18 protein-coding genes are annotated in these 20,347 nt (G+C 72.3%); 10 read left to right on the top strand and 8 right to left on the bottom strand.

Annotated elements, in window-relative coordinates; all coding sequences use genetic code 11:
* Positions 1-19 precede the first annotated feature (19 nt).
* A complete protein-coding gene (locus tag ACIBJF_RS22675; RefSeq protein WP_399176108.1) occupies positions 20-241 on the top strand; it encodes a hypothetical protein in 222 nt (73 codons plus the stop codon).
* A 102-nt stretch (positions 242-343) separates the two neighbouring features.
* Entirely contained in the window at positions 344-1,924 is a 1,581-nt protein-coding gene (locus ACIBJF_RS22670; RefSeq protein WP_399176106.1) for a hypothetical protein, read from the top strand.
* A gap of 114 nt (positions 1,925-2,038) precedes the next feature.
* Here ACIBJF_RS22670 and ACIBJF_RS22665 read toward each other — a convergent pair whose 3' ends face one another.
* Positions 2,039-2,395: an iron-sulfur cluster assembly accessory protein gene (locus ACIBJF_RS22665; protein WP_028422454.1), complete on the bottom strand. Its 357-nt coding sequence runs from the start codon at positions 2,393-2,395 to the stop codon at positions 2,039-2,041.
* Between the two features lie 263 nt (positions 2,396-2,658).
* On the opposite strand from ACIBJF_RS22665, the gene nadA reads away from it, so the two are divergent.
* Positions 2,659-3,843: a quinolinate synthase NadA gene (nadA, locus tag ACIBJF_RS22660; RefSeq protein ID WP_399176104.1), complete on the top strand. Its 1,185-nt coding sequence runs from the start codon at positions 2,659-2,661 to the stop codon at positions 3,841-3,843.
* A 51-nt stretch (positions 3,844-3,894) separates the two neighbouring features.
* Here nadA and ACIBJF_RS22655 read toward each other — a convergent pair whose 3' ends face one another.
* From ACIBJF_RS22655 to ACIBJF_RS22635, 5 genes are all read right to left on the bottom strand, one after another.
* A complete protein-coding gene (locus ACIBJF_RS22655) occupies positions 3,895-6,996 on the bottom strand; it encodes an efflux RND transporter permease subunit (protein ID WP_399176102.1) in 3,102 nt (1,033 codons plus the stop codon).
* A gap of 129 nt (positions 6,997-7,125) precedes the next feature.
* Positions 7,126-7,806 carry a response regulator gene (locus ACIBJF_RS22650; RefSeq protein WP_399176100.1) on the bottom strand — a complete coding sequence of 227 codons (681 nt, stop codon included), beginning with the start codon at positions 7,804-7,806 and terminating at the stop codon, positions 7,126-7,128.
* Positions 7,803-9,035 (bottom strand): sensor histidine kinase, encoded by a 1,233-nt coding sequence (locus tag ACIBJF_RS22645; RefSeq protein WP_399176098.1) that lies wholly within the window; start codon positions 9,033-9,035, stop codon positions 7,803-7,805. The genes ACIBJF_RS22650 and ACIBJF_RS22645 overlap by 4 nt, the downstream gene beginning before the upstream one ends.
* Positions 9,036-9,728: 693 nt before the next feature.
* Entirely contained in the window at positions 9,729-10,007 is a 279-nt protein-coding gene (locus ACIBJF_RS22640; protein WP_399176096.1) for a hypothetical protein, read from the bottom strand.
* Between the two features lie 33 nt (positions 10,008-10,040).
* The gene (locus ACIBJF_RS22635; RefSeq protein WP_351798562.1) at positions 10,041-10,832 is read right to left on the bottom strand and encodes a PspA/IM30 family protein; all 792 of its coding nucleotides are present in this window, start codon (positions 10,830-10,832) and stop codon (positions 10,041-10,043) included.
* A 246-nt stretch (positions 10,833-11,078) separates the two neighbouring features.
* Between ACIBJF_RS22635 and ACIBJF_RS22630 the strand changes: the two genes are divergently transcribed.
* The 3 genes from ACIBJF_RS22630 (at position 11,079) to ACIBJF_RS22620 (ending at position 13,611) form a co-directional block, all read left to right on the top strand.
* The gene (locus ACIBJF_RS22630; protein ID WP_399176095.1) at positions 11,079-11,705 is read left to right on the top strand and encodes a DUF3043 domain-containing protein; all 627 of its coding nucleotides are present in this window, start codon (positions 11,079-11,081) and stop codon (positions 11,703-11,705) included.
* 83 nt (positions 11,706-11,788) lie between these two features.
* The gene (locus ACIBJF_RS22625; RefSeq protein ID WP_399176093.1) at positions 11,789-12,490 is read left to right on the top strand and encodes a class I SAM-dependent methyltransferase; all 702 of its coding nucleotides are present in this window, start codon (positions 11,789-11,791) and stop codon (positions 12,488-12,490) included.
* 56 nt (positions 12,491-12,546) lie between these two features.
* Positions 12,547-13,611 carry a S1C family serine protease gene (locus ACIBJF_RS22620; protein ID WP_399176091.1) on the top strand — a complete coding sequence of 355 codons (1,065 nt, stop codon included), beginning with the start codon at positions 12,547-12,549 and terminating at the stop codon, positions 13,609-13,611.
* A 48-nt stretch (positions 13,612-13,659) separates the two neighbouring features.
* Here the strand turns inward: ACIBJF_RS22620 and ACIBJF_RS22615 are convergent, their stop codons facing one another.
* Positions 13,660-13,872 (bottom strand): hypothetical protein, encoded by a 213-nt coding sequence (locus tag ACIBJF_RS22615; protein WP_055709718.1) that lies wholly within the window; start codon positions 13,870-13,872, stop codon positions 13,660-13,662.
* A gap of 186 nt (positions 13,873-14,058) precedes the next feature.
* Between ACIBJF_RS22615 and ACIBJF_RS22610 the strand changes: the two genes are divergently transcribed.
* Entirely contained in the window at positions 14,059-15,261 is a 1,203-nt protein-coding gene (locus tag ACIBJF_RS22610; protein WP_399176090.1) for a bifunctional adenosylcobinamide kinase/adenosylcobinamide-phosphate guanylyltransferase, read from the top strand.
* An 8-nt stretch (positions 15,262-15,269) separates the two neighbouring features.
* Here the strand turns inward: ACIBJF_RS22610 and ACIBJF_RS22605 are convergent, their stop codons facing one another.
* A complete protein-coding gene (locus ACIBJF_RS22605; protein ID WP_399176089.1) occupies positions 15,270-16,256 on the bottom strand; it encodes a class I SAM-dependent methyltransferase in 987 nt (328 codons plus the stop codon).
* 133 nt (positions 16,257-16,389) lie between these two features.
* On the opposite strand from ACIBJF_RS22605, the gene cobT reads away from it, so the two are divergent.
* The 3 genes from cobT (at position 16,390) to ACIBJF_RS22590 (ending at position 20,142) form a co-directional block, all read left to right on the top strand.
* Positions 16,390-17,466 carry a nicotinate-nucleotide--dimethylbenzimidazole phosphoribosyltransferase gene (gene cobT / locus ACIBJF_RS22600; protein WP_399176087.1) on the top strand — a complete coding sequence of 359 codons (1,077 nt, stop codon included), beginning with the start codon at positions 16,390-16,392 and terminating at the stop codon, positions 17,464-17,466.
* A 104-nt stretch (positions 17,467-17,570) separates the two neighbouring features.
* Complete coding sequence (locus ACIBJF_RS22595) at positions 17,571-19,367, top strand: phosphatidylglycerol lysyltransferase domain-containing protein (protein WP_399176085.1); 1,797 nt, start codon at positions 17,571-17,573, stop codon at positions 19,365-19,367.
* Positions 19,368-19,377: 10 nt separating this feature from the next.
* Positions 19,378-20,142, top strand: a complete 765-nt coding sequence (locus ACIBJF_RS22590) for a hypothetical protein (RefSeq protein WP_399176083.1) — start codon at positions 19,378-19,380, stop codon at positions 20,140-20,142.
* Positions 20,143-20,347: the final 205 nt, after the last annotated feature.

Genomic DNA, 20,347 nt, shown 5'->3' with positions numbered 1-20,347 from the left:
GCAGGCCTACGGTGCGGTCATGACGAACCTCGAGTTCCGCCACAGCGCCCCCACCGGCCTCGGGAGTGACCCGGAGGGCGGCCTCGCGTCGCTGCGCGGCGACTGCGCCCGGATGGCTCCGCACTGGGCGGCCCCGGAGCACGCCGAGCCCCGGCCGGTGTCGCCGTCCCTGATCCACGGCGTGACCGTGCCGGCGCGGTCCGCGCGGCTGCTGGACGCGATGTCCGACTACGGCGACTGACACCCGGGGCGCGTTTGGCAGGGAACCGCACGCTCCCCTCGCGCGTCCCATCGCCGTCCCCCAGGCGGGGGAGGCGGGATACGACCAGCGAGGAGCGATGCGGTGAACACCGAGCGACCCGAGAACCGCGAGCACCCCGAGGGCTCGGAGCACACAGAGAGCGCAGGGGGCGCGGGGAGCCCGGAAGGCGTGGCGGGCTCCGGGAAGCCCGCGCCTGGGGCCGCCGCGGCGGACGGCGCCGACGCGGCCGAAGGCCATGAGGGCGTGCGGTCCGGCCGGCGGCGGTCGCGGCTCGTCGTCGTCTCGGTCGCCGCCGCCGTGCTGCTGGTCGGCGGCGGTGGCGCCTACCTCGCGGCGAGCGGCGACTCCGGCGGCCGTACGGGCGGACCGGGCACGGCCGGCTCCGGCGCCACTCCCCCGCCGCTCGCGCTGGACGGCCGGACCGGCACGGACGGCATCGCCCTGGGCGAGCCGAACCCGTACGGCGCCACGTACGTCGCCCACGGCGAGCTGCCGGCCGGCCCCGGCTCCGCGCCGGTGTACGAGCCGAAGGGCGAGGTCGGCAAGGACGCGGTGGCCCGGCTGGCCAAGGCGCTGGGCATCGACGGCACACCGGTGGCCGAGGGCCGGATCTGGCGGGTCGGCGGCAAGGACGGCTCCGGGCCGAGCCTGACGGTGAACCGGGACGCGCCGGGCAGCTGGACGTTCAGCCGGTACGCGCCGGGCACCGACGACTGCAAGAAGGGTGTCCTTTGCACCCACGACCCGATGGGCCCGACCGGCGCCCCGGTCAGCGTGCGGAAGGCGACCGAGGCGGCCGCGCCGGTGCTGAAGGCCGCGGGGCTGGACGACGCGAAGATCGACGCGAGCCAGGTCATGGGGAGCGCGCGGGTCGTGAACGCCGACCCGGTGGTAGGCGGGCTGCCGACGTACGGCTGGACGACCGGCCTGACCGTGGACGACAAGGGCGAGCTGGTCGGCGGGCACGGGCTGCTCGGGGCGCCGGTGAAGGGCGACACGTATCCCGTACTGAGCGCCGCGAAGACGCTGAAGCTGATGAACGCGGCGCCGCAGAGCGACCACCACATGGGGATCGGCGGCTGCGCCAGTCCGGTGCCGCTGAAGAACCGGCTGGAGCAGCCCTGCGGCGGGTCCACCGGGGTGCCGAAGCAGGGGGCGGACCCGGGACGGGACACGGTCACCGTGGAGAAGGCGGTGTTCGGGCTGGCCGCGCACTCTGTCGCCGGGCGGCAGACGCTGGTGCCGTCCTGGCTGTTCGAGGTGCGGGGGCCTGCCGACCAGGGCGCGTCGACGGTTTCGTACCCGGCGGTCGATCCCCGGTATCTGGCGTCGGCGGCCACGTCCTCGGCTCCGCCGGCTTCCGGGACGCCCGCCACCCGGACCGTGAAGGTCACCGGTTACACGGCCGAGGGCCGGGACCTGACCGTGAGCTTCTTCGGCGGGGTGTGTGCCGACTACACGGTGGCGGCGAAGGAGAGCGGCGGGCGGGTGACCGTGAGCGTCGCCGAGCACCCCTGGCCGGACAAGGTGTGTGTGCTGATCGCCAAGGAGTACGTGAAGACCGTGCGGTTGGCCGCGCCGCTGGACGGGCGGACGGTGGTCGGTGACGACGGCAGCCGTATTCCGCAGGGCGAACCGGGGGCGTTGCGGGCAGGGCGGTGACGGTTCGCGCCCTTCGGGGCGCACCGCGGCTCAGCCCTTTGAGATACGCCGACGGCGGCACTCCCATGCGGGGAGCGCCGCCGTCGGCAAACCGTCGGACCTGGGTCCCTCGGCTCAGCTGAAGGAGTCGCCGCAGGCGCAGGAACCGGTCGCGTTCGGGTTGTCGATCGTGAAGCCCTGCTTCTCGATCGTGTCCACGAAGTCGATGGTCGCGCCGCCCAGGTACGGAGCGCTCATGCGGTCCGTGACGACCTTGACCCCGCCGAAGTCCTTCTCCACGTCGCCGTCGAGCGAGCGCTCGTCGAAGAAGAGCTGGTAGCGCAGGCCGGAGCAGCCGCCGGGCTGGACGGCGACACGCAGCGCGAGGTCGTCGCGGCCTTCCTGGTCGAGCAGGGCCTTGACCTTGGCCGCGGCGGCGTCGGTCAGGATGATGCCGTCGGTGACGGTGGTGGTCTCGTCCGATACGGACATCTACATCTCTCCCGGGTTGTACGGAGACTGCTTGCCGACGAGTGCAACCGGCGCTTCCGCGGATTCATTCCGGGCCGGGCAGTCACGTTGTCGCGTTTTTGCTTCCGTCTTCATGCTCGCATACGGCCGGGAAGGCAGACAGCGGCCCGAAGAGGGAGTTGGCGGGATTCACGTCACATCGACGCTATGGCCATCGTCAAACTGACGTGAACCGGTTATGATAGATAGCGTCAGTTAGACGAAAAGTAGAAAGGGTGCGTGTCGTGACCACCGCCCAGACCCCGGAACTCGACGTGCAGCCGACTCCGCTCGCCCTGCTGCTGCTCGGCCGTGAGGCCGACCCGAAGAGCGAGCGGGGCGTCGAGTGCCCCGGTGACCTGCCCTCGCCGTCCGACCCGGACCTGGTCGCGCGCGCCCGCGCGGCCAAGGAGAAGCTCGGCGACAAGGTCTTCGTGCTCGGCCACCACTACCAGCGCGACGAGGTCATCCAGTTCGCCGACGTCACGGGCGACTCCTTCAAGCTGGCCCGGGACGCGGCCGCGCGCCCGGAGGCCGAGTACATCGTCTTCTGCGGTGTGCACTTCATGGCCGAGTCGGCGGACATCCTCACCTCCGACGACCAGAAGGTCGTCCTGCCCGACCTCGCCGCCGGCTGCTCCATGGCCGACATGGCGACGGCCGAGCAGGTCGCGGAGTGCTGGGACGTCCTGACGGAGGCCGGGATCGCCGAGCAGGTCGTGCCCGTCTCGTACATGAACTCCTCGGCCGACATCAAGGCGTTCACCGGCAAGCACGGCGGCACCATCTGCACCTCCTCCAATGCCAAGCGCGCCCTCGACTGGGCCTTCGAGCAGGGCGAGAAGGTGCTCTTCCTGCCCGACCAGCACCTCGGCCGCAACACCGCCGTCCGGGACATGGGCATGTCCCTGGACGACTGCGTGGTCTACAACCCGCACAAGCCCAACGGCGGGCTGACGGCTCAGGAGCTGCGCGACGCGAAGATGATCCTGTGGCGGGGCCACTGCTCCGTCCACGGCCGCTTCAGCCTCGACTCCGTCGACGACGTGCGCGAGCGCATCCCGGGTGTGAACGTCCTGGTCCACCCCGAGTGCAAGCACGAGGTCGTGGCCTCGGCGGACTACGTCGGCTCCACCGAGTACATCATCAAGACCCTGGAGGCGGCCCCGGCCGGTTCCAAGTGGGCCATCGGCACCGAGCTGAACCTGGTCCGCCGCCTGGCGAACCGTTTCGCCCCCGAGGGCAAGGAGATCGTCTTCCTCGACAAGACGGTCTGCTTTTGCTCGACCATGAACCGCATCGACCTGCCCCACCTGGTCTGGGCCCTGGAGTCCCTGGCCGAGGGCAACCTGGTCAACCGGATCGAGGTCGACAAGGAGACGGAGGCGTTCGCCAAGCTGGCGCTGGAGCGGATGCTGGCGCTTCCCTAGCGCGCACGAAAGGGCCGGGTCTCGTACGAGACCCGGCCCTTTGCCATACCGTCAGACTCCGGCCGGCTCCAGCACCTTCTCCGCCTTCGCCTCTCGCCTGGCCGCGCGCTTCTTCGCGCGCCGCTCCTTGCGCAGCTCCAGCATCGCGTAGAGGGTCGGGACCAGGAGCAGGGTCAGCAGGGTCGACGTGATCAGGCCGCCGATGACCACGACCGCGAGGGGCTGGGCGATGAAGCCGCCCTCGCCGGTGACTCCCAGGGCCATGGGAAGCAGCGCGAAGATCGTCGCCAGGGCCGTCATCAGGATCGGGCGGAGGCGGTGGCGGCCGCCCTCGACGACGGCTTCCACGACGCCGTAGCCCTGCCTGCGGTACTGGTTGATCAGGTCGATCAGCACGATCGCGTTGGTCACCACGATGCCGATCAGCATCAGCATGCCGATCATCGCCGGGACGCCCATGGGGGTGCCGGTGGCGACCAGCAGGCCGATCGCACCCGTCGCCGCGAAGGGGATCGACACCAGCAGGATCAGCGGCTGGGCCAGCGAGCGGAAGGTCGCCACCAGCAGCATGAAGACGATCGCGATCGCCGCCAGCATGGCCAGGCCCAGGTTCTTGAACGCGTCGTTCTGGTCCGAGGTCACGCCGCCGATCTCGGCCTTCGCGCCCGCCGGCAGCTTCAGGGCCTTGATCTTCGACTGGAGCTTGGTGCTGATCGCACCCGTGTTGTCACCGGTCGGCTTGGCCGTGACGGTCGCGGCGCGCCGGCCGTCGATCCGGGTCAGCGTCACCGGGCCGTCCACCAGCTTCACCGTGGCGATGTCGCCGAGCTTCACCGGGCCGAGGCGCAGGTTCTTCAGCTGGGCCAGCGTGGTCGCGGGCTTCGCCGACCTCACGACGACGTCGCGCTCGGTGTCGTCGAGGATCGCCTTGGCCGCCGTCGTACCGCGCACCGCCTGGGCGACCGCCGCACCGAGCTTCTGGTCGTCGAAACCGGCCGCCGCCGCCTTGGCGTTCGCCTTGACCGAGATCCGGGGCACGCTGGTGGACAGGTCGCTGGTGACGTCGGTGACGTCGTCCAGGCCGGCGACCGTGGAGCGGACCTGCTCGGCCGCCGTGCGCAGCGCCTCGGGGTCGGAGGCCTTGACCACCACGCTCAGGTTCTGGTTGCCGAAGCCGTCACCGGCCGACACGGTGGTCGTGCCGATGCCCTTGAGCTGCTTGAGGCCGTCCTCGATGTGCTTCTGCACCTTGTCGTACGACTTCGAGTCCTCCAGCATCACCTGGTACGACGCCTGGTTGGAGTCCGTGCCGCCGCCGAAAGCCGCCATGAAGCCGGAGGAGCCGACGGTGACCTGGTAGTCCTTGACGCCCTCGGTGGAGGCGAGCAGCTTCTCGACCCGCTTGGCCTGCGCGTCGGTGGCGGCCAGGCTCGTGCCGGGCTTCAGCTCCTGCTTGACCGTGATGACCTGCTGCTCGCCCTGGTCGAAGAAGTTCGTCTTCAGCAGGCCGCCCATGCCGAACGTGACGACCAGGACCACGATCGCGATCAGCACGCTGGTGAGGCGGCGGCGCGTGGCGAAGCGCAGCACGGGGACGTAGGCGCGCTGGAGACGGCTGTTCGCCTCCTTCTCCTCGGCCCCGCGGCGGGCCTCCACGGCGTCCTCGGGGGTGCCCTTCGGGGCGCGCAGGAACCAGTACGACAGGACGGGGACGACCGTCAGGGACACCAGCAGGGAGGCCAGCAGGGCCGCCGTCACCGTGATGCTGAACGAGCCGAACAGGGCGCCCACCATGCCGCCGACCAGACCGATCGGCAGGAACACGGCGACCGTGGTGAGGGTGGAGGAGGTGACCGCGCCGGCCACCTCGCGGACGGCGCCCAGGATGGCTTCCTTGCGCTCCTCGCCGTAGCCGAGGTGCCGCTTGATGTTCTCCAGGACCACGATCGAGTCGTCCACGACCCGGCCGATGGCGATGGTCAGCGCGCCGAGCGTGAGCATGTTCAGCGACAGACCGCGCGTCCACAGCACGATGAGGGCCAGCACCACCGACAGCGGGATGGAGACCGCGGTCACCAGCGTCGAGCGGATCGACGCCAGGAAGACCAGGATGACCAGGACCGCGAAGAGCAGGCCGAGCGCGCCCTCCGTGGTCAGGCCCTTGATGGACTTCGACACCGCCGGGCCCTGGTCGCTGACGACCGTGAGCTTCGCGCCGGAGCCGAGCTGCTCGCGCAGGTCGGGCAGCTTGTCCTTGACCGCGCCCGAGATGGTGACCGCGCTGCCGTCGTGGTCCATCGTCACGGTGACGGCGAGGCTGGGCCGGCCGTCGGTGCGGGTGATGGAGTCGGCCGGGGCCGGCTGCTCCTTGACCGCGGCCACGTCACCGAGGCGCACGGGCTTCCCGCCGCGCTCGCCGGTCACCATGAGGTCCTGGATCTGCCGCAGCGAGGTGAAGCCGCCGCCGACCTGGACGGTGCGGCTCACGCCGTCCTCGTCGAAGGAGCCGGCCGGGACGGTCGCGCCGCCCGCCTGGAGGGCCTGGCCGAGCGCGGCGGAGGTGAGGCCGGCCCGCGCGAGCCCGGCGTCGTCCGGGGTGACGGTGACCTGGAGGTCGCGGACGCCGGTGACCTGGACGCGGCCGACGCCGTCGATGTCCTTCAGCGTCGGTACGACGGTCTTGTCCAGCTGGTCCGCGAGCGCCTGCTGGTCCTTGTCGGAGGTGACGGCGAGGACCACGGTCGGCATGTCGTCGGTGGACCCGGAGACGACCTGCGGGTCGACGCCGTCCGGGAGCTGGTTGCGGGCCCGGTTCACGGCCTGCTGGACGTCGGAGACGATCTGCTTGGTGTCGTTGTCGTAGTCGAAGGACGCCATGATCACGGCGTTGCCCTCACTGGCGGTGGAGGTGACCCCGGTGACACCGTCGACGCCCTGGAGGTTGTTCTCGATCGGCTCGACGACCTGCTTCTCGACGACGTCGGGCGAGGCGCCCTGGTACGGCGCGACCACCGACACCATGGGCAGGTTGATGGTGGGCAGCAGCTGCTGCTTGATCTGGGGAATCGCGATCAGCCCGAAGACGAGCGCGACGAGCGACATCAGGGCGATCAGGGCCCGTTGCCGGAGGCTGAATCTCGACAGCCAGGACATGGATCAGGGTCTCTCTTCCGTGAGCGGCAGACCCTCTCACCCTGAGCCATGGCAGGGCGCGCTCTTGTAAGCCCTGGGTCGATTTCCTTACCCCGGTCCTACTCCGCCCGCAGTATGCCCGGGTGGAGATCAGTCCGTCCTCGGACGTACCAGCCCCGACTCGTACGCGATCACCACGAGCTGCGCCCGGTCGCGCGCGCCCAGCTTGGCCATGGCCCGGTTGACGTGCGTCTTCACCGTGAGCGGGCTGACCTGGAGGCGTTCGGCGATCTCGTCGTTGGAGTGGCCGCCGGCGACCTGGACCAGCACCTCGCGCTCCCGCCCGGTGAGCGCGCCGAGCCGCTCGGAGCGGGCGGGGTCACGGCCGTCGTCGCCGTCGCCCTGGGCGAGGAAACGGGCGATCAGCCCCTTGGTGGCGGCCGGGGACAGCAGGGCCTCACCGCCCGCCGCGACCCGGATGGCGTTCAGCAGCTCCTCCGGCTCGCTGCCCTTGCCGAGGAAGCCGGAGGCTCCCGCGCGCAGGGACTGGATGACGTAGTCGTCCACCTCGAAGGTGGTCAGGATGACCACGCGGACCTGCGCCAGGGAGGGATCGGCGCTGATCAGCCGGGTGGCGGCGAGCCCGTCCGTGCCCGGCATCCGGATGTCCATGAGGACGACGTCGGCGGCCTGCTCCTTGGCCAGCCGGACCGCCTCGGCCCCGTCGGAGGCCTCCCCCACCACCTCCATGTCGGGCTCGGAGTCGACCAGCACCCGGAACGCGCTGCGCAGCAGTGCCTGGTCGTCGGCGAGCAGGACACGGATCGTCATGCGGGCTCCCCCGGGGCCGTCGTACGGGTCTCGCTTCGGGTCTTGAGGGGCAGGATCGCATGGACGCGGAAGCCGCCGCCGTAGCGGGGCCCGGTGGTGAGGGTGCCGCCGACGGCGGTGACCCGCTCACGCATGCCGAGCAGTCCGTGCCCGCCGCCGTCCCCGGGCACACCGGCCGCGCCCGCGCCGTCGTCCAGCACGGTGACCTCGATGTTCGGTCCGACGCGTACGACGCTGACCTCGGCCTTGGCGTCGGCGCCGGCGTGTTTCTGGGCGTTCGTCAGCGCTTCCTGGATGATCCGGTACGCGGCGAGGTCGACGGCGGCGGGGAGTTCCGTGCCCTGGTCGGCGCGGGCCACCTCCACCGGGAGCCCCGCGTGGCGGAAGGTGTCGGCCAGCTCGTCCAGCCGGCTCAGGCCCGGAGCGGGCTCGGTCGGGGCCTCGGGGTCACCGGACTGACGGAGCAGTCCGACGGTGGCGCGCAGTTCCTCCAGCGCCGAGCGGCTGGCCTCGCGTACGTGCCCCAGGGCCTCCTTGGCCTGGTCGGGCCGCTTGTCCATGACGTGCGCGGCCACCCCGGCCTGCACGTTCACGAGGGCGATGTGATGGGCGACGACGTCGTGCAGATCGCGGGCGATGCGCAGCCGCTCCTCGGCGACCCGGCGGCGGGCCTCCTCCTCGCGGGTGCGTTCGGCTCTCTCCGCCCGCTCCCGGATGGCCTGGACGACCGCGCGCCGGCTGCGTACGGCGTCCCCGGCGGTCGCGCCGATGCCGGTCCAGGCGAGCACGCCGAGGTTCTCCTGCGCGTACCAGGGCAGCGGGCCGCCGAGTATGGCGGCGGCCGTCAGCACGGTCATGGTGAGCAGGCCGACGCGCAGGGTGGTGGTGCGGTCGGTGGTCGAGGCGACGGTGTACAGGGCGATCACGGCGGACATCGCGACGGGGGCGCGGGGGTCGCCGGTGACGCACTCGATCACGGACAGGGCGCCGGTGACGGCGAGGACCGTTCTGGGGGCGCGGCGACGGAAGACCAGCGTGGCCGCGGCGAGCAGCATCAGGAGGAGGCTGAGCGGGTCGGGGGTGCGCACGCCCCAGGTGACGCCGTTCGCTCCGCGGGGCACGACGAAGGAGCCGGCGACCATGCATGCCAGCACGCTGGCGGCGATGGACGCGTCCAGAGCGAGGGGGTGGGCCCTGAGGCCGCACCGGGCGCGTTCGAGAGTGCTCACCTAGGGAACAGTACGGGGACGCGCAAGGTGGCCCTACGCCGCGGCTGGTCGGGGATGGGTCTGCTCACCGGCGCCGACCAGGTACGGGGCGCAGCCACCGGGCGACGGGGGATCCGCTCACCCACGCCCACGAGGTGCGGGACGCTGCCGCGGGGCGACGGACGCTTCGCACACCCGGCCAGCAGGGATGCGGGGATGCTGAAGCCGGGCGACGGACGCTTCGCACACCCTCGCCGACAGGGTGCGGGCGCAACCGCCGAACGCTCACCCGCGCCAGCAGGATGCGGGGGTGCTGCCACCGGGCGACGGACGCTTCACCCACCCGCGCCGACAGCGTGCGGGGCGCAGCTGAACGACGGGGATCCGCTCACCCACGCCACCAGGATGCGGAGGCGCCACCGCCGGACACGAGGGCCGCTCACCCGCGCCGGCCGGATGCGGGGCGCTGCCGCCGAACGACCGGGGGCCGCTCACCCGCGCCGGCCGGGGTGACTCGGTGACTCCCCCCGGAAGGGGTACCCCCCGTGCCGCCCCCAGCGGCACGGCTGTCCGCAGGCTGCGCGGGGGGCGGTTGCCGCTGCCGGCTACGACGGCCACGCGCGCTCCCAAGGGGCGCAGGGAACTGCGCGAGCGGCCACGGTCGGCCCGGGGCCGCCGAACCGCAGACGCTCCCGCTCTCAGGGCGCCGGGACGTCAGCCCGGGATCAGCCCGTCGTCGCTGAGCATCTCCCGGACCTCCTCCAGCGTCGCGTCCGGCGAGGGAAGGATCAGCTCCGAGGGTTCCAGCGCGTCGTCCGGCAACGGCGTGCCGAGCCGGCGGACGGAGTCGAGGAGGGCGCCGAGGGTGCGGCGGAAGCCCGCCTCGTCGCCGGCCTCCATCACCCGCAGCAGCTCGTCGTCCAGCTTGTTCAGCTCGACGACGTGGGAGTCGTCCAGCTTGACCTGGCCCTCCCCCATGATCCGTACGATCACGTCGGCCTCCTCGGCTCGGGTCCCGGCGCCGGACTACTGCTTGTCGAAGCGCGGGGTGTCCTGCGGCTGCTGCTGGGACTGCCCCTGCCCGGTGCCGCCCTCGATGGCCTGCTGCGGGGAGCCTCCGGCCAGCTCGGCCTTCATGCGCTGCAGTTCCAGCTCTACATCCGTACCACCGGAGATCCGGTCCAGCTCGGCGGCGATGTCGTCCTTCGCCATACCGGTCGGGTCGTCCAGGGCGCCGGAGGCGAGCAGCTCGTCGATGGCGCCGGCCCGGGCCTGGAGCTGGGCGGTCTTGTCCTCGGCCCGCTGGATGGCCAGGCCGACGTCGCCCATCTCCTCGGAGATGCCGGAGAAGGCCTCGCCGATCCGGGTCTGGGCCTGGGCGGCGGTGTAGGTGGCCTTGATGGTCTCCTTCTTCGTGCGGAACGCGTCCACCTTGGCCTGCAGGCGCTGGGCCGCGAGGGTGAGCTTCTCCTCCTCGCCCTGGAGGGTCGCGTGCTGCGTTTCGAGGTCCGTCACCTGCTGCTGGAGGGCGGCACGGCGGGACAGCGCCTCGCGGGCCAGGTCCTCGCGGCCGAGCGCGAGCGCCTTGCGGCCCTGGTCCTCCAGCTTGGAGGACTGCTGCTGCAACTGGTTGAGCTGGAGTTCCAGGCGCTTGCGGCTGGTCGCCACGTCGGCGACGCCGCGGCGGACCTTCTGCAGCAGCTCCAGCTGCTTCTGGTACGAGTAATCGAGGGTCTCGCGCGGGTCCTCGGCCCGGTCAAGGGCCTTGTTCGCCTTCGCGCGGAAGATCATCCCCATACGCTTCATGACACCGCTCATGGGCTTCGCGCGCCCCCTTCTGACGGACTCCAGCTCACAGATCCTGCGACAGGACCCACAGTACGGGCCCTGCCTCCATTACCGCACTGTTCGGGGACGGATGCGCTCATCCCCGAGGACGACTGCGGACGCTATCGCTCCGGCGTGAGGAGTAGGTGATCCCCCACCGGCCCTCACCGGAACGTCCCCTCTGTCCCCCTACAGACGTCCGGCGTTGCGGGATCGTTCCCCGCCGGGCTGGGGTCCATGCCGGGGAAGCCCTTACCCTTGGGTTTTGTGTTCCGTAGCCGTGCCAAGGACGAGAAGGCCCCCGCCGACAAGGCGCAGGTGACCCTCTCCAAGCAGCCCCGTGACCCGCAGGCCCCGAAGGGCAGGCCCACGCCCAAGCGCAGTGAGGCCCAGTCCCAGCGGCGCAGCGTGGCCCATACGCCGACCAACCGCAAGGAGGCCGCCAAGCGCCAGCGCGAGGAGCGGCGCCAGGCCCTGGAGCGGCAGCGCCAGGCGCTCGCCACGGGTGACGAGCGCTATCTGCCCGCCCGGGACAAGGGCCCGGTCCGCAAGTTCGCCCGCAACTGGGTGGACTCGCGGTTCAACGTGGCGGAGTTCTTCCTGCCGCTCGCCGTGGTGATCCTGGTGCTGAGCGTGGTGCGGGTGCCGGCGATCCAGTCGATCGCGCTGCTGCTGTGGCTGGTGGTGATCGTGCTGATCGTGCTCGACGCGGCGTTCAGCGGCTTCCGGCTGAAGAAGCGGCTGGCGGAGCGCTTCCCGGACGAGAACACGCGTGGCGCGGTCGCCTACGCCCTGATGCGCTCCCTCCAGATGCGCCGGCTCCGGCTGCCGAAGCCGCAGGTCAAGCGCGGAGAGCGACCCTGAGCGCAGAGGCCTTCACCGGGGGTGCGGCCGAGGCCTGGCTGAACAAGCTGGGCAGGCTGCGTGACGTCGTACGCCAGGAGCTGGTGGCGCGGCAGCTGGACGAGCAGATAGCCGGCCGGTTCCCAGTCGGGCAGCGGCTGCGGGTGCTCGACGTCGGGATGGGCCAGGGCACGCAGGCGCTGCGGCTGGCCCGGCTCGGCCATCAGGTGACCGGGGTCGAGCAGGACGCGACGATGATCGCCGCCGCGCGGGAGGCGCTGGCCGCGCAGCCGGAGGGCATCCGTGAGCGGGTGCGGCTGGTGCAGGGCGACGGGCGGGACACCGGTGTGCACTTCCTGCCCGGCAGCTTCGACGTGGTGCTGTGCCACGGGGTGCTGATGTACGTCGAGGAGCCGGACCCGCTGGTGGCGGGCCTGGCGAGGATGCTCGCCCCCGGCGGTCTCCTCTCCCTGCTCGTCCGCAACGGCGACGCGCTCGCCATGCGGCCGGGCCTGTCCGGCGACTGGGCGGGCGCCCTGGCCGCGTTCGACACCACCGCCTATCACAACCGCCTCGGCCTGGACGTACGGGCCGACCGGCTGGCCTCCCTGACCGCCACGCTCGCCGGGATCGCGGCCCCGCTGCACGCCTGGTACGGCGTCCGCGTGTTCACGGACACCGCGGCGGACGACGCGGAGATCCCGCAGGACCTCCAGACGCTGCTCGCCGTCGAGGAGCGGGCCGGGCGCACGGACCCCTACCGTGGGGTGGCGGCGCTGCTGCACCTGTGCGGTGTACGGGGCTGAGTCCGTTCGGGCCAACAACGCGGGCCGGGCGATCGGCGTGCGGTGAGACTCGGGGCATGAACGCTTCCCCGAGCCGTGCCCCGTGGCGGGCCGCCGCCGCTGCCGTGCTGCTGTGCTGCGCGGCGGTGAGCTGTACGTCCGACGGTCCCGAGGCCCGGCAGGACACCGCGCCGACCGGGCGGGCGGCCATGCCGATGGCCCCGCGGGATCTGCAGAGCCAGTACCAGAAGGTCATCAAGCAGGCCCTGCCGTCGGTCGTGCAGATCCAGGCGAGCCAGGAACTGGGCTCCGGGGTGGTGTACGACGGCAAGGGACACATCGTCACCAACGCGCACGTGGTCGGGTCGGAGAAGACCTTCAAGGTGACCACGGCCAACAGCGAGCAGCCGCTCACCGCGAGCCTGGTGTACTCCTACCCCGAGCAGGACCTGGCCGTGATCAAGCTGGACAAGGTGCCGGACGGGCTGAGGGCGGCGGAGTTCGGCGATTCCGAGAAGGTGGAGGTCGGCCAGATCGTGCTGGCCATGGGCTCGCCGCTCGGGCTGTCGTCCAGCGTGACCCAGGGCATCGTCTCGGCGACCGGGCGGACGGTCAGCGAGGCGCCCGGCGGGGCCACGGGCGCGACGATCGCGAACATGGTGCAGACCTCGGCCGCCATCAACCCGGGCAACAGCGGTGGCGCGCTGGTCAATCTCGCCGGTCAGGTCATCGGCATTCCGACACTCGCCGCCACCGACCCCAGCCTCGGGAGCAGCGCGGCGCCCGGCATCGGGTTCGCCATCCCGGCGTCGATGGTCAAGACCATCGCCGGACAGATCGTCGAGCAGGGCAAGGTGGTCAACTCGGGCCGGGCCGCGCTCGGCATCACCGCGCGGACGGTCGTGGACGAGCGCTACCAGCCGGCCGGAGTGGCGGTGGTCACCGTCAAAGCCGGCGGCGCGGCCGACCAGGCGGGCATGCGCCCGGGCGACATCATCACCAAGGTGGGTGGCCAGTCAATCTCCACCATCACCTCCCTCTCCGTGGCGCTGGCGGCGGACAGACCGGGCCAGAAGACCTCGGTGACCTACCAGCGGGACGGCGCCGAGAAGACGGTGGAGGTGACGCTGGGCGAGCAGTGAGAGGGATACGGCCCCTGCGCCTGCCGGGGCCGCACCCCTCGGGGCCGGTTACGCCGCGTCGGCGTGCAGGCTCATCGGCCCGTAGATCTCGGTGTTCTCCTCGAACAGCCGCACCTGGTCGGCGCCGCCCTCCAGGAGCGCCTTCCAGTGCTCGCCGATCCAGGACTCGGCATCCCCCTGCGTGGTGAACTCCTCGGGCTGCACCGCGGGCTGGACCTCCGTCCCGTCGGCCTTCTCGAATCGCCACGTCCATGCCGTCATCTAGGCCTCCTTCGATCCAACACCTGCTGGCAGGGTATGCGCTCAGCGGGTCCGGCCGTTAGAGGCTGTGGATCATCCGCGGGTCCGGCGGATGCCGGTCGCGCCCGCCGGCGAAGCCGCGCAGCCGGACCCCTTTCGGGGCGCCGAAGTGAGCAGTGCCTGTAGGGGCGGGTGAGAATCGGTCCCGTGGACATCACTCTGCTCGGTACCGGTGCCCCTGCTGGGCTGCCCCGCCCCGACTGCCCCTGCTCCGCGTGCGCGAGGGCGCTCGGGCCCGACGCGCGGGCGGCCACCGCGGTGTTGGTGGACGGGGCGCTGCTGCTCGACCTGACGCCGGGCGCGGCGTTCGCGGCGGCGCGGGCCGGGCATTCGCTCGCCGGGGTGGCACAGGTACTGCTGTCGCATCCGCACGGCGGCCCGGCGGTGGAGGTGCCGGCCGGGCTGCCGCAGCCCGGGCGGGTGCCGGACGGCCGGGAGTTGGCGCTGCTGACGGGGCATCGGGTGCGGGCCGTGGCGATGGACGCGGGCGGCACCGGGTACGCGGTGACCGGGCCGGACGGGCAGCGGCTGCTGTATCTGCCGCCGGGCGGGGCGCCGGCGGGCCTGGAGGAGGCGACGGCGGAGTCGTACGACATGGTCCTCGCGGACGTGGTGGGCCGCCCGGACGCGCTGGCGCGACTGCGGGCGGTCGGCTCGGTCGGCCCGACGACGGATGTGCTGGCGGTCCACCTCGACCACGACGTGCCGCCCGGCGCGGAGTCGCGGCGCCGGCTGGCGGCGGCCGGGGCGCGGGCGGTGCCGGACGGTACGACGCTGGCGGTCGGCGCGTACGAGGACGTGCCGGACGTGCCGCGCCGGACGCTGGTGCTGGGCGGGGCGCGCTCGGGCAAGTCGGTGGAGGCCGAGCGCCGACTGGAGTCCTTCCCGGACGTGCTGTACGTGGCGACCAGTGGGTCGCGGGGCGGGGACACCGAGTGGGCGGAGCGGGTGGCCCTGCACCGGGAGCGGCGTCCGGGCTCGTGGCGTACGACGGAGACGACGGACCTGGTGCCGCTGCTGGGCGAGGACGGGCCGCCGCTGCTGATCGACTGTCTGTCGCTGTGGCTGACGGATGCCATGGACTCCGTGGGGGCGTGGGACGACGCGGAGTGGGCGGGCGGGGGTGAGAAGTCCCTGCGGGAGCGGGTGCGGGAGTTGACGGAGGCGGTGCGCCGCACGCGGCGGACCGTGGTCGCGGTGTCCAACGAGGTGGGCTCGGGGATCGTGCCGGCGACCGCGTCCGGCCGCCGGTACCGGGACGAACTCGGGCGGTTGAACGCGGCGTTCGGTGCGGAGTGCGAGCAGGTGCTGTTGGTGGTGGCCGGGCAGCCGTTGGTGCTGCGGGGCTGAGCCCGCGGCTACGCGGGCTGTTCCGCCTTGCGGGCCAGGATCCGGTACGCGTTCGAGAAGCGGGTTCGGCGCAGCAGAGGGGCCAGCGCGTGGTCCAGGGCAGAAGCGGTGGCGATGAGGGGGGCCGCCGCTTTGCGGAGGGGCGCGGGGGTGTGGGCCAGGGCGATGGTGAGCGCCGCCGAGAGGTCGTAGGGGGTGTGCGGGGCGCGGCGGTCCGTCGTGAGGATCTCGCAGCCCCGGGTCTTCAGTTCCGCGCACAGGTTGGCCATCGGCAGCAGATGCAGATGGCGGGGCTGGCCGTGGGGAAGCCACCATCTGCCGAGGAGGGCCGCGAACGCGCAGCGCGGATCGGCCAGTTCGATGAGCAGGTGGCCGCCGGGCCGCAGGACGGCCAGGGCCGCGCGGAGTTCGGCACGCGGGTTGGGCGCCTGCTCCAGGTGGTGGAACATGCTGACGACGTCGTAGCGGGAGCGCAGCCGGGCCAGGACCCAGGGATCCGTGAGGTCGCCGACGTGGGCCTCCTCGACGCGTTCCTCCCTGAGGGCCTGTTCGACGCGGGGGGTCGGGTCCAGGCCGTCGAAGGACGTGTAGGGGAAGAGCTCCTTCGCCGTCTCCGGGAAGCGGGCGTGGCCGGTGCCCACGTCCAGCCAGCTCTCCGGTTCGGCGGCCCGCGGCAGGACCGTGCGGGCCGCGGCCAGGTGCCGGCGACGCACCGCCCGCACGGTGAGGCTCCGCTCGGCGAAGTCCTCCAGCCGGCCCGCGAAGAAGTCCAGTTGGTGGAAGGCGAGTCCCTCCGCCGTGAGCCGCGGGTTCTGGAAGGCGTGCCGGCACTCGCGGCACTCGTCCACGGCGAACAGGCCGGGATCGCGCGGCCTCGGGGCGGCGGCCCGCGCCCGCGTGCGCAGGTTCCCGGAGCCGCACCAGGGGCAGTTCTCGCGGCGCGGTTCCTGGAACAGGTCGGCGACCCGGGGTGTGGTGGGGGGCGAGGTCGGCATGGGCGGCTCCCTGAGCGACATTCCGCTGCAAACCGGAACGTATGGGATTCCGATCTTGGGTGCAATGACGTCGTGGGGATGTGGTGGCCATGTGGCGCGGAAGCGTTCGTTCTCGGGCGGTACTGTTCGGCGAATGAGCAGGCTTAATCTGGACGACTTCACCGATCTGATCGAGCGCCCGGACGGGGGCGTGCGCCGTGACGCCGAGGCCCGGCGGGAGCGCCAGATCGTGCCGCCCGGGGCGCTGGGCCGCCTCGACGAGCTGGGCGAGTGGCTGGCCGCCGCGCAGAGCGCCGTACCGGTAAGGACCGTGGAGCGGCCGAAGGTGATCCTCTTCGCCGGTGACCACGGCATCGCCGAACTGGGTGTCTCGGCGCGTCCCGCCGGCGGTGCGCAGGAGCTGGTACGGGCCGTGCTGGAGGGCGCGAGCCCGGTGTCCGTGCTCGCGCGCCGGCAGGAGGTGCCCGTTCGGATCGTGGACATGGCCCTGGACTGCGCGCCGGACGCCTTCCCGGAGGACGTCGTACGGCACCGGGTGCGGCGCGGCAGCGGCCGTATCGACATCGAGGACGCGCTCACCCTGGAGGAGGCCGAGGCGGCGCTGCGCGCGGGTGTCGCCGTCGCCGACGAGGAGGCCGACTCGGGTACGGACCTGGTGGTCCTCGGCGACATCAGCGTCGGCGGCACCACGGCCGCGGCGGTGCTGATCGCCGCGCTGTGCGGGACCGACGCGTCGGTGGTGACCGGGCGGGGCGGGCTCGCGATCGACGACCTGGCGTGGATGCGCAAGTGCGCGGCGATCCGGGACGCGCTCCGGCGGGCGCGGCCGGTGCTCGGGGACCAGTTGCAGTTGCTGGCGACCGTGGGCGGGGCCGACCTGGCGGCGATGACCGGGTTCCTGCTGCAGTGCGCGGTGCGGAAGCTGCCGGTGATCCTCGACGGGGTGGTGGCCGCCGCGTGTGCGCTGGTCGCGCAGCGGGTCGCCTTCCGGGCGCCGGACTGGTGGCTGGCCGGGCACGACAGCGGGGAGCCGGGGCAGGCGAAGGCGCTGGACCGGATGGCCCTGGAGCCGCTGCTGCAGCAGGGGGTGAAGGTCGGCGAGGGGGCGGGTGCGCTGCTGGCGCTGCCCCTGGTCCGGGCCGCCGCCGCGCTTGCCGCGGAGCTTCCCGAGCAGGAGCCGCGGGAGGAGAAGGAAGAGGAGCAGGAGTAGTCCGCCGAGCGGGCGTAAGAGACGCCGGGCGGAAACGCCTGCGCACAGCACACGCACGGCTCGATGTGCGTTTCGCCAGGGCAGCACCCATATGATCCTGCCCCATGGGAGATGCCCGAAATGCCGTGCCGCAGCAAGCCGAACCGGGGCGTCCGGTCGAAAAGAGGCGGCGGTCCACCGGAACCTCCCGGCGGGCCGCCGCCTTCGCCGTCTGGTATCTGCGGACGGTCGCCTTCATCAACTTCCTCAGCGCGGTCTGGGTCTCGCTCGGCCAGGACGTGCGCCGGCACAACCAGGACGACTTCTTCACCCCGTACCTGCTGACGGCCGGCTTCGCCTCGGGCGTGTTCACCGCGTTCCTGGCGATCACCATGCGGCGCAGAAAGCGCGCCGCATGGATCCTCAACCTGGTGATCAGCGGGGCCTTCCTCGCGCTGTTCGCGTTCGCCATGGCGTTCCCGGAGATCCGGCGGTACGCGCAGAACTGGATCTCGCTCGCGCTCACGGCCGTGTTCGTCGGCGCGCTGCTCGTGGGCCGCCGGGAGTTCTACGCCAAGGGCGACCGGTCCAACCCGCGGCTCGCGGCGACGGTCGCCGTCGGCGGCGGGCTGGCCGCGAGCCTGCTGGCCGGGCTGCTGGTGACGGTCACCAACCAGGCGCCGGAGACGGCCCGTTCGACCTTCCTGGAGCGCTGGCACTACGGCGCCCTGCGCCTGGTGTCGGTGGCCGCCGACGAGAACCGCTTCCCCGGCATCGCCCCGCCGAACTGGGCCAACGTCGCCGTCAACGTGCTCAGTACGGCCCTCGTCCTCGCCGTGTTCTACGCCGCGTTCCGCTCCCGGCGCGCCGTGGACCCGCTCACCGAGGACGACGAGAAGCAGCTGCGGGCCCTGCTGGAACGGCACGGCGAGCGGGACTCGCTGGGCTACTTCGCGCTGCGCCGGGAAAAGAGCGTGGTGTGGTCGCCCACGGGAAAGGCGGCCGTCGCCTACCGGGTGGTCGGCGGCGTGAGCCTGGCCTCCGGGGATCCGCTCGGGGATCCGGAGGCCTGGCCCGGCGCGATCGTGCCGTGGCTGGCCGAGGCGCGGGCGCACGGGTGGATCCCGGCGGTGATGGGGGCGAGCGAGGAGGCGGGGACGATCTACGCCCGGCACGGGCTCGACGCCCTGGAACTCGGCGACGAGGCGATCGTGGAGGTCGCCGACTTCACGCTGGAGGGCCGGGCGATGCGCACGGTCCGGCAGGCGTACAACCGGGTGAAGCGGGCCGGGTACGAGGTGCGGATCCGGCGGCACGAGGGCATCCCGGCGGACGCGATGGCGTATCTCGTCGAGCGTGCGGACGACTGGCGGGACGGGGCGACCGAGCGCGGGTTCAGCATGGCGCTCGGCCGGCTCGGGGACCCCGAGGACGGGCAGTGCGTGATGCTGGAGTGCACCGACGCCGAGGGGAGGCTGCGGGCGCTGCTGTCCTTCGTGCCGTGGGGGCCGCACGGGCTGTCGCTGGACCTCATGCGCCGGGACCGGGACTCCGACAACGGGCTGATGGAGTTCATGGTCATCGAACTGCTGCGCCGGGCCGACGAGATCGGGATCACGCAGGTCTCACTGAACTTCGCGATGTTCAGGTCGGTCTTCGAACGTGGCGCGCGCCTCGGTGCCGGTCCGGTGCTGAGGCTGTGGCGGTCGCTGCTCAGCTTCTTCTCCCGCTGGTGGCAGATCGAGTCGCTGTACCGCGCCAACGCCAAGTACCGGCCCATCTGGGAGCCGCGGTTCCTGCTCTTCGAGAAGAGCGCGGACCTGCTGCGCATCGGCCTCGCCTCGGCCCGCGCGGAGGGCTTCCTGGAGGCGCCGGGACTGCCGAAGTGGCTGCACCGCAGGCACCTGGACACGCACCGATGAGGACTGTCCGATGAGAGCGCTCGCCCGCTGGGCCCGTGAGGAGTGGGGGCTGCTGTACGTCACCGTACGCACGGCCCTGCCGAAGCGGCGCCTGCGGGCGGCGCCGATGACGCTCGGCGCGGTGGGTCTGACGGCCCTGCTGCAGTACGTGCAGAACCGGCCGTGGGGCTATCAGTTCGTGCAGGACGTGGGCGCCGTACGGGCCGAGGACCCGCTGTGGCTGGCCCTGCTGCGCACGCCCCTGTCGCTGTTCGTGCCGGCGCTGGACCTGCCGGTGTGGGGCGCGCTCGCGCAGATCCTGCTGGTGTTCGGGATCGCCGAGATCTGCATCGGCTGGTGGCGGACCCTGGTCATCGCGTACGCCGCCACGCTCGCCGGGACCCTCTACGCGCGCATCGGCATCTCCCTCGGCGCGCACGCCCCGTTCGGGCTGCCGTGGACGGACGCCCAGGTGGTGGACACCGGTCCGTCGGCGGCCGTGGTGGGGCTCGCCGTGTTCGTGAGCTGGCGCTACGGCGCGTACGTCACCTCGAGCGCGGTGACCTTGTCGATGGTCGCCGAGGTGCTGCTCAAGGAGAACCTGGCGGGCAAGGAACACCTGGCCGCGCTGATGGCCGTGGGGCTGATCTGTCTCGCGGTGGCGGTGCGGCACCGGTACGGCCACGGGCTGCGGCTGCGGCTGCGGCACCCGTACGGACCCATGCTGCGGCCCGCTCAGCGGCCGTCGGGCAGCCGGGCCGAGCGCGGGTCGGGCTTACCACCGATCCAGTCCTGAACCGCACGACTCCGCCGGGCCCAACGACGATCGTGCCGATAGATGCGCAACACAGCCTCGGCACGGGGCACGAGGCCGACGGCCGAAGAAGCGACGCGCTGCGGACCCCTGCTGCGGCCCGCTCAGCGGCCGTCGGGCAGCCGGGCCGAGCGCGGGTCGGGCTTACCACCGATCCAGTCCTGAACCGCACGACTCCGCCGGGCCC

Source organism: Streptomyces sp. NPDC050743 (genome assembly GCF_044456925.1).
GTDB lineage: Bacteria > Actinomycetota > Actinomycetes > Streptomycetales > Streptomycetaceae > Streptomyces.
The sequence above is the reverse complement of the archived record's forward strand: the minus strand, read 5'-3'. Positions and strand labels throughout refer to the sequence as shown.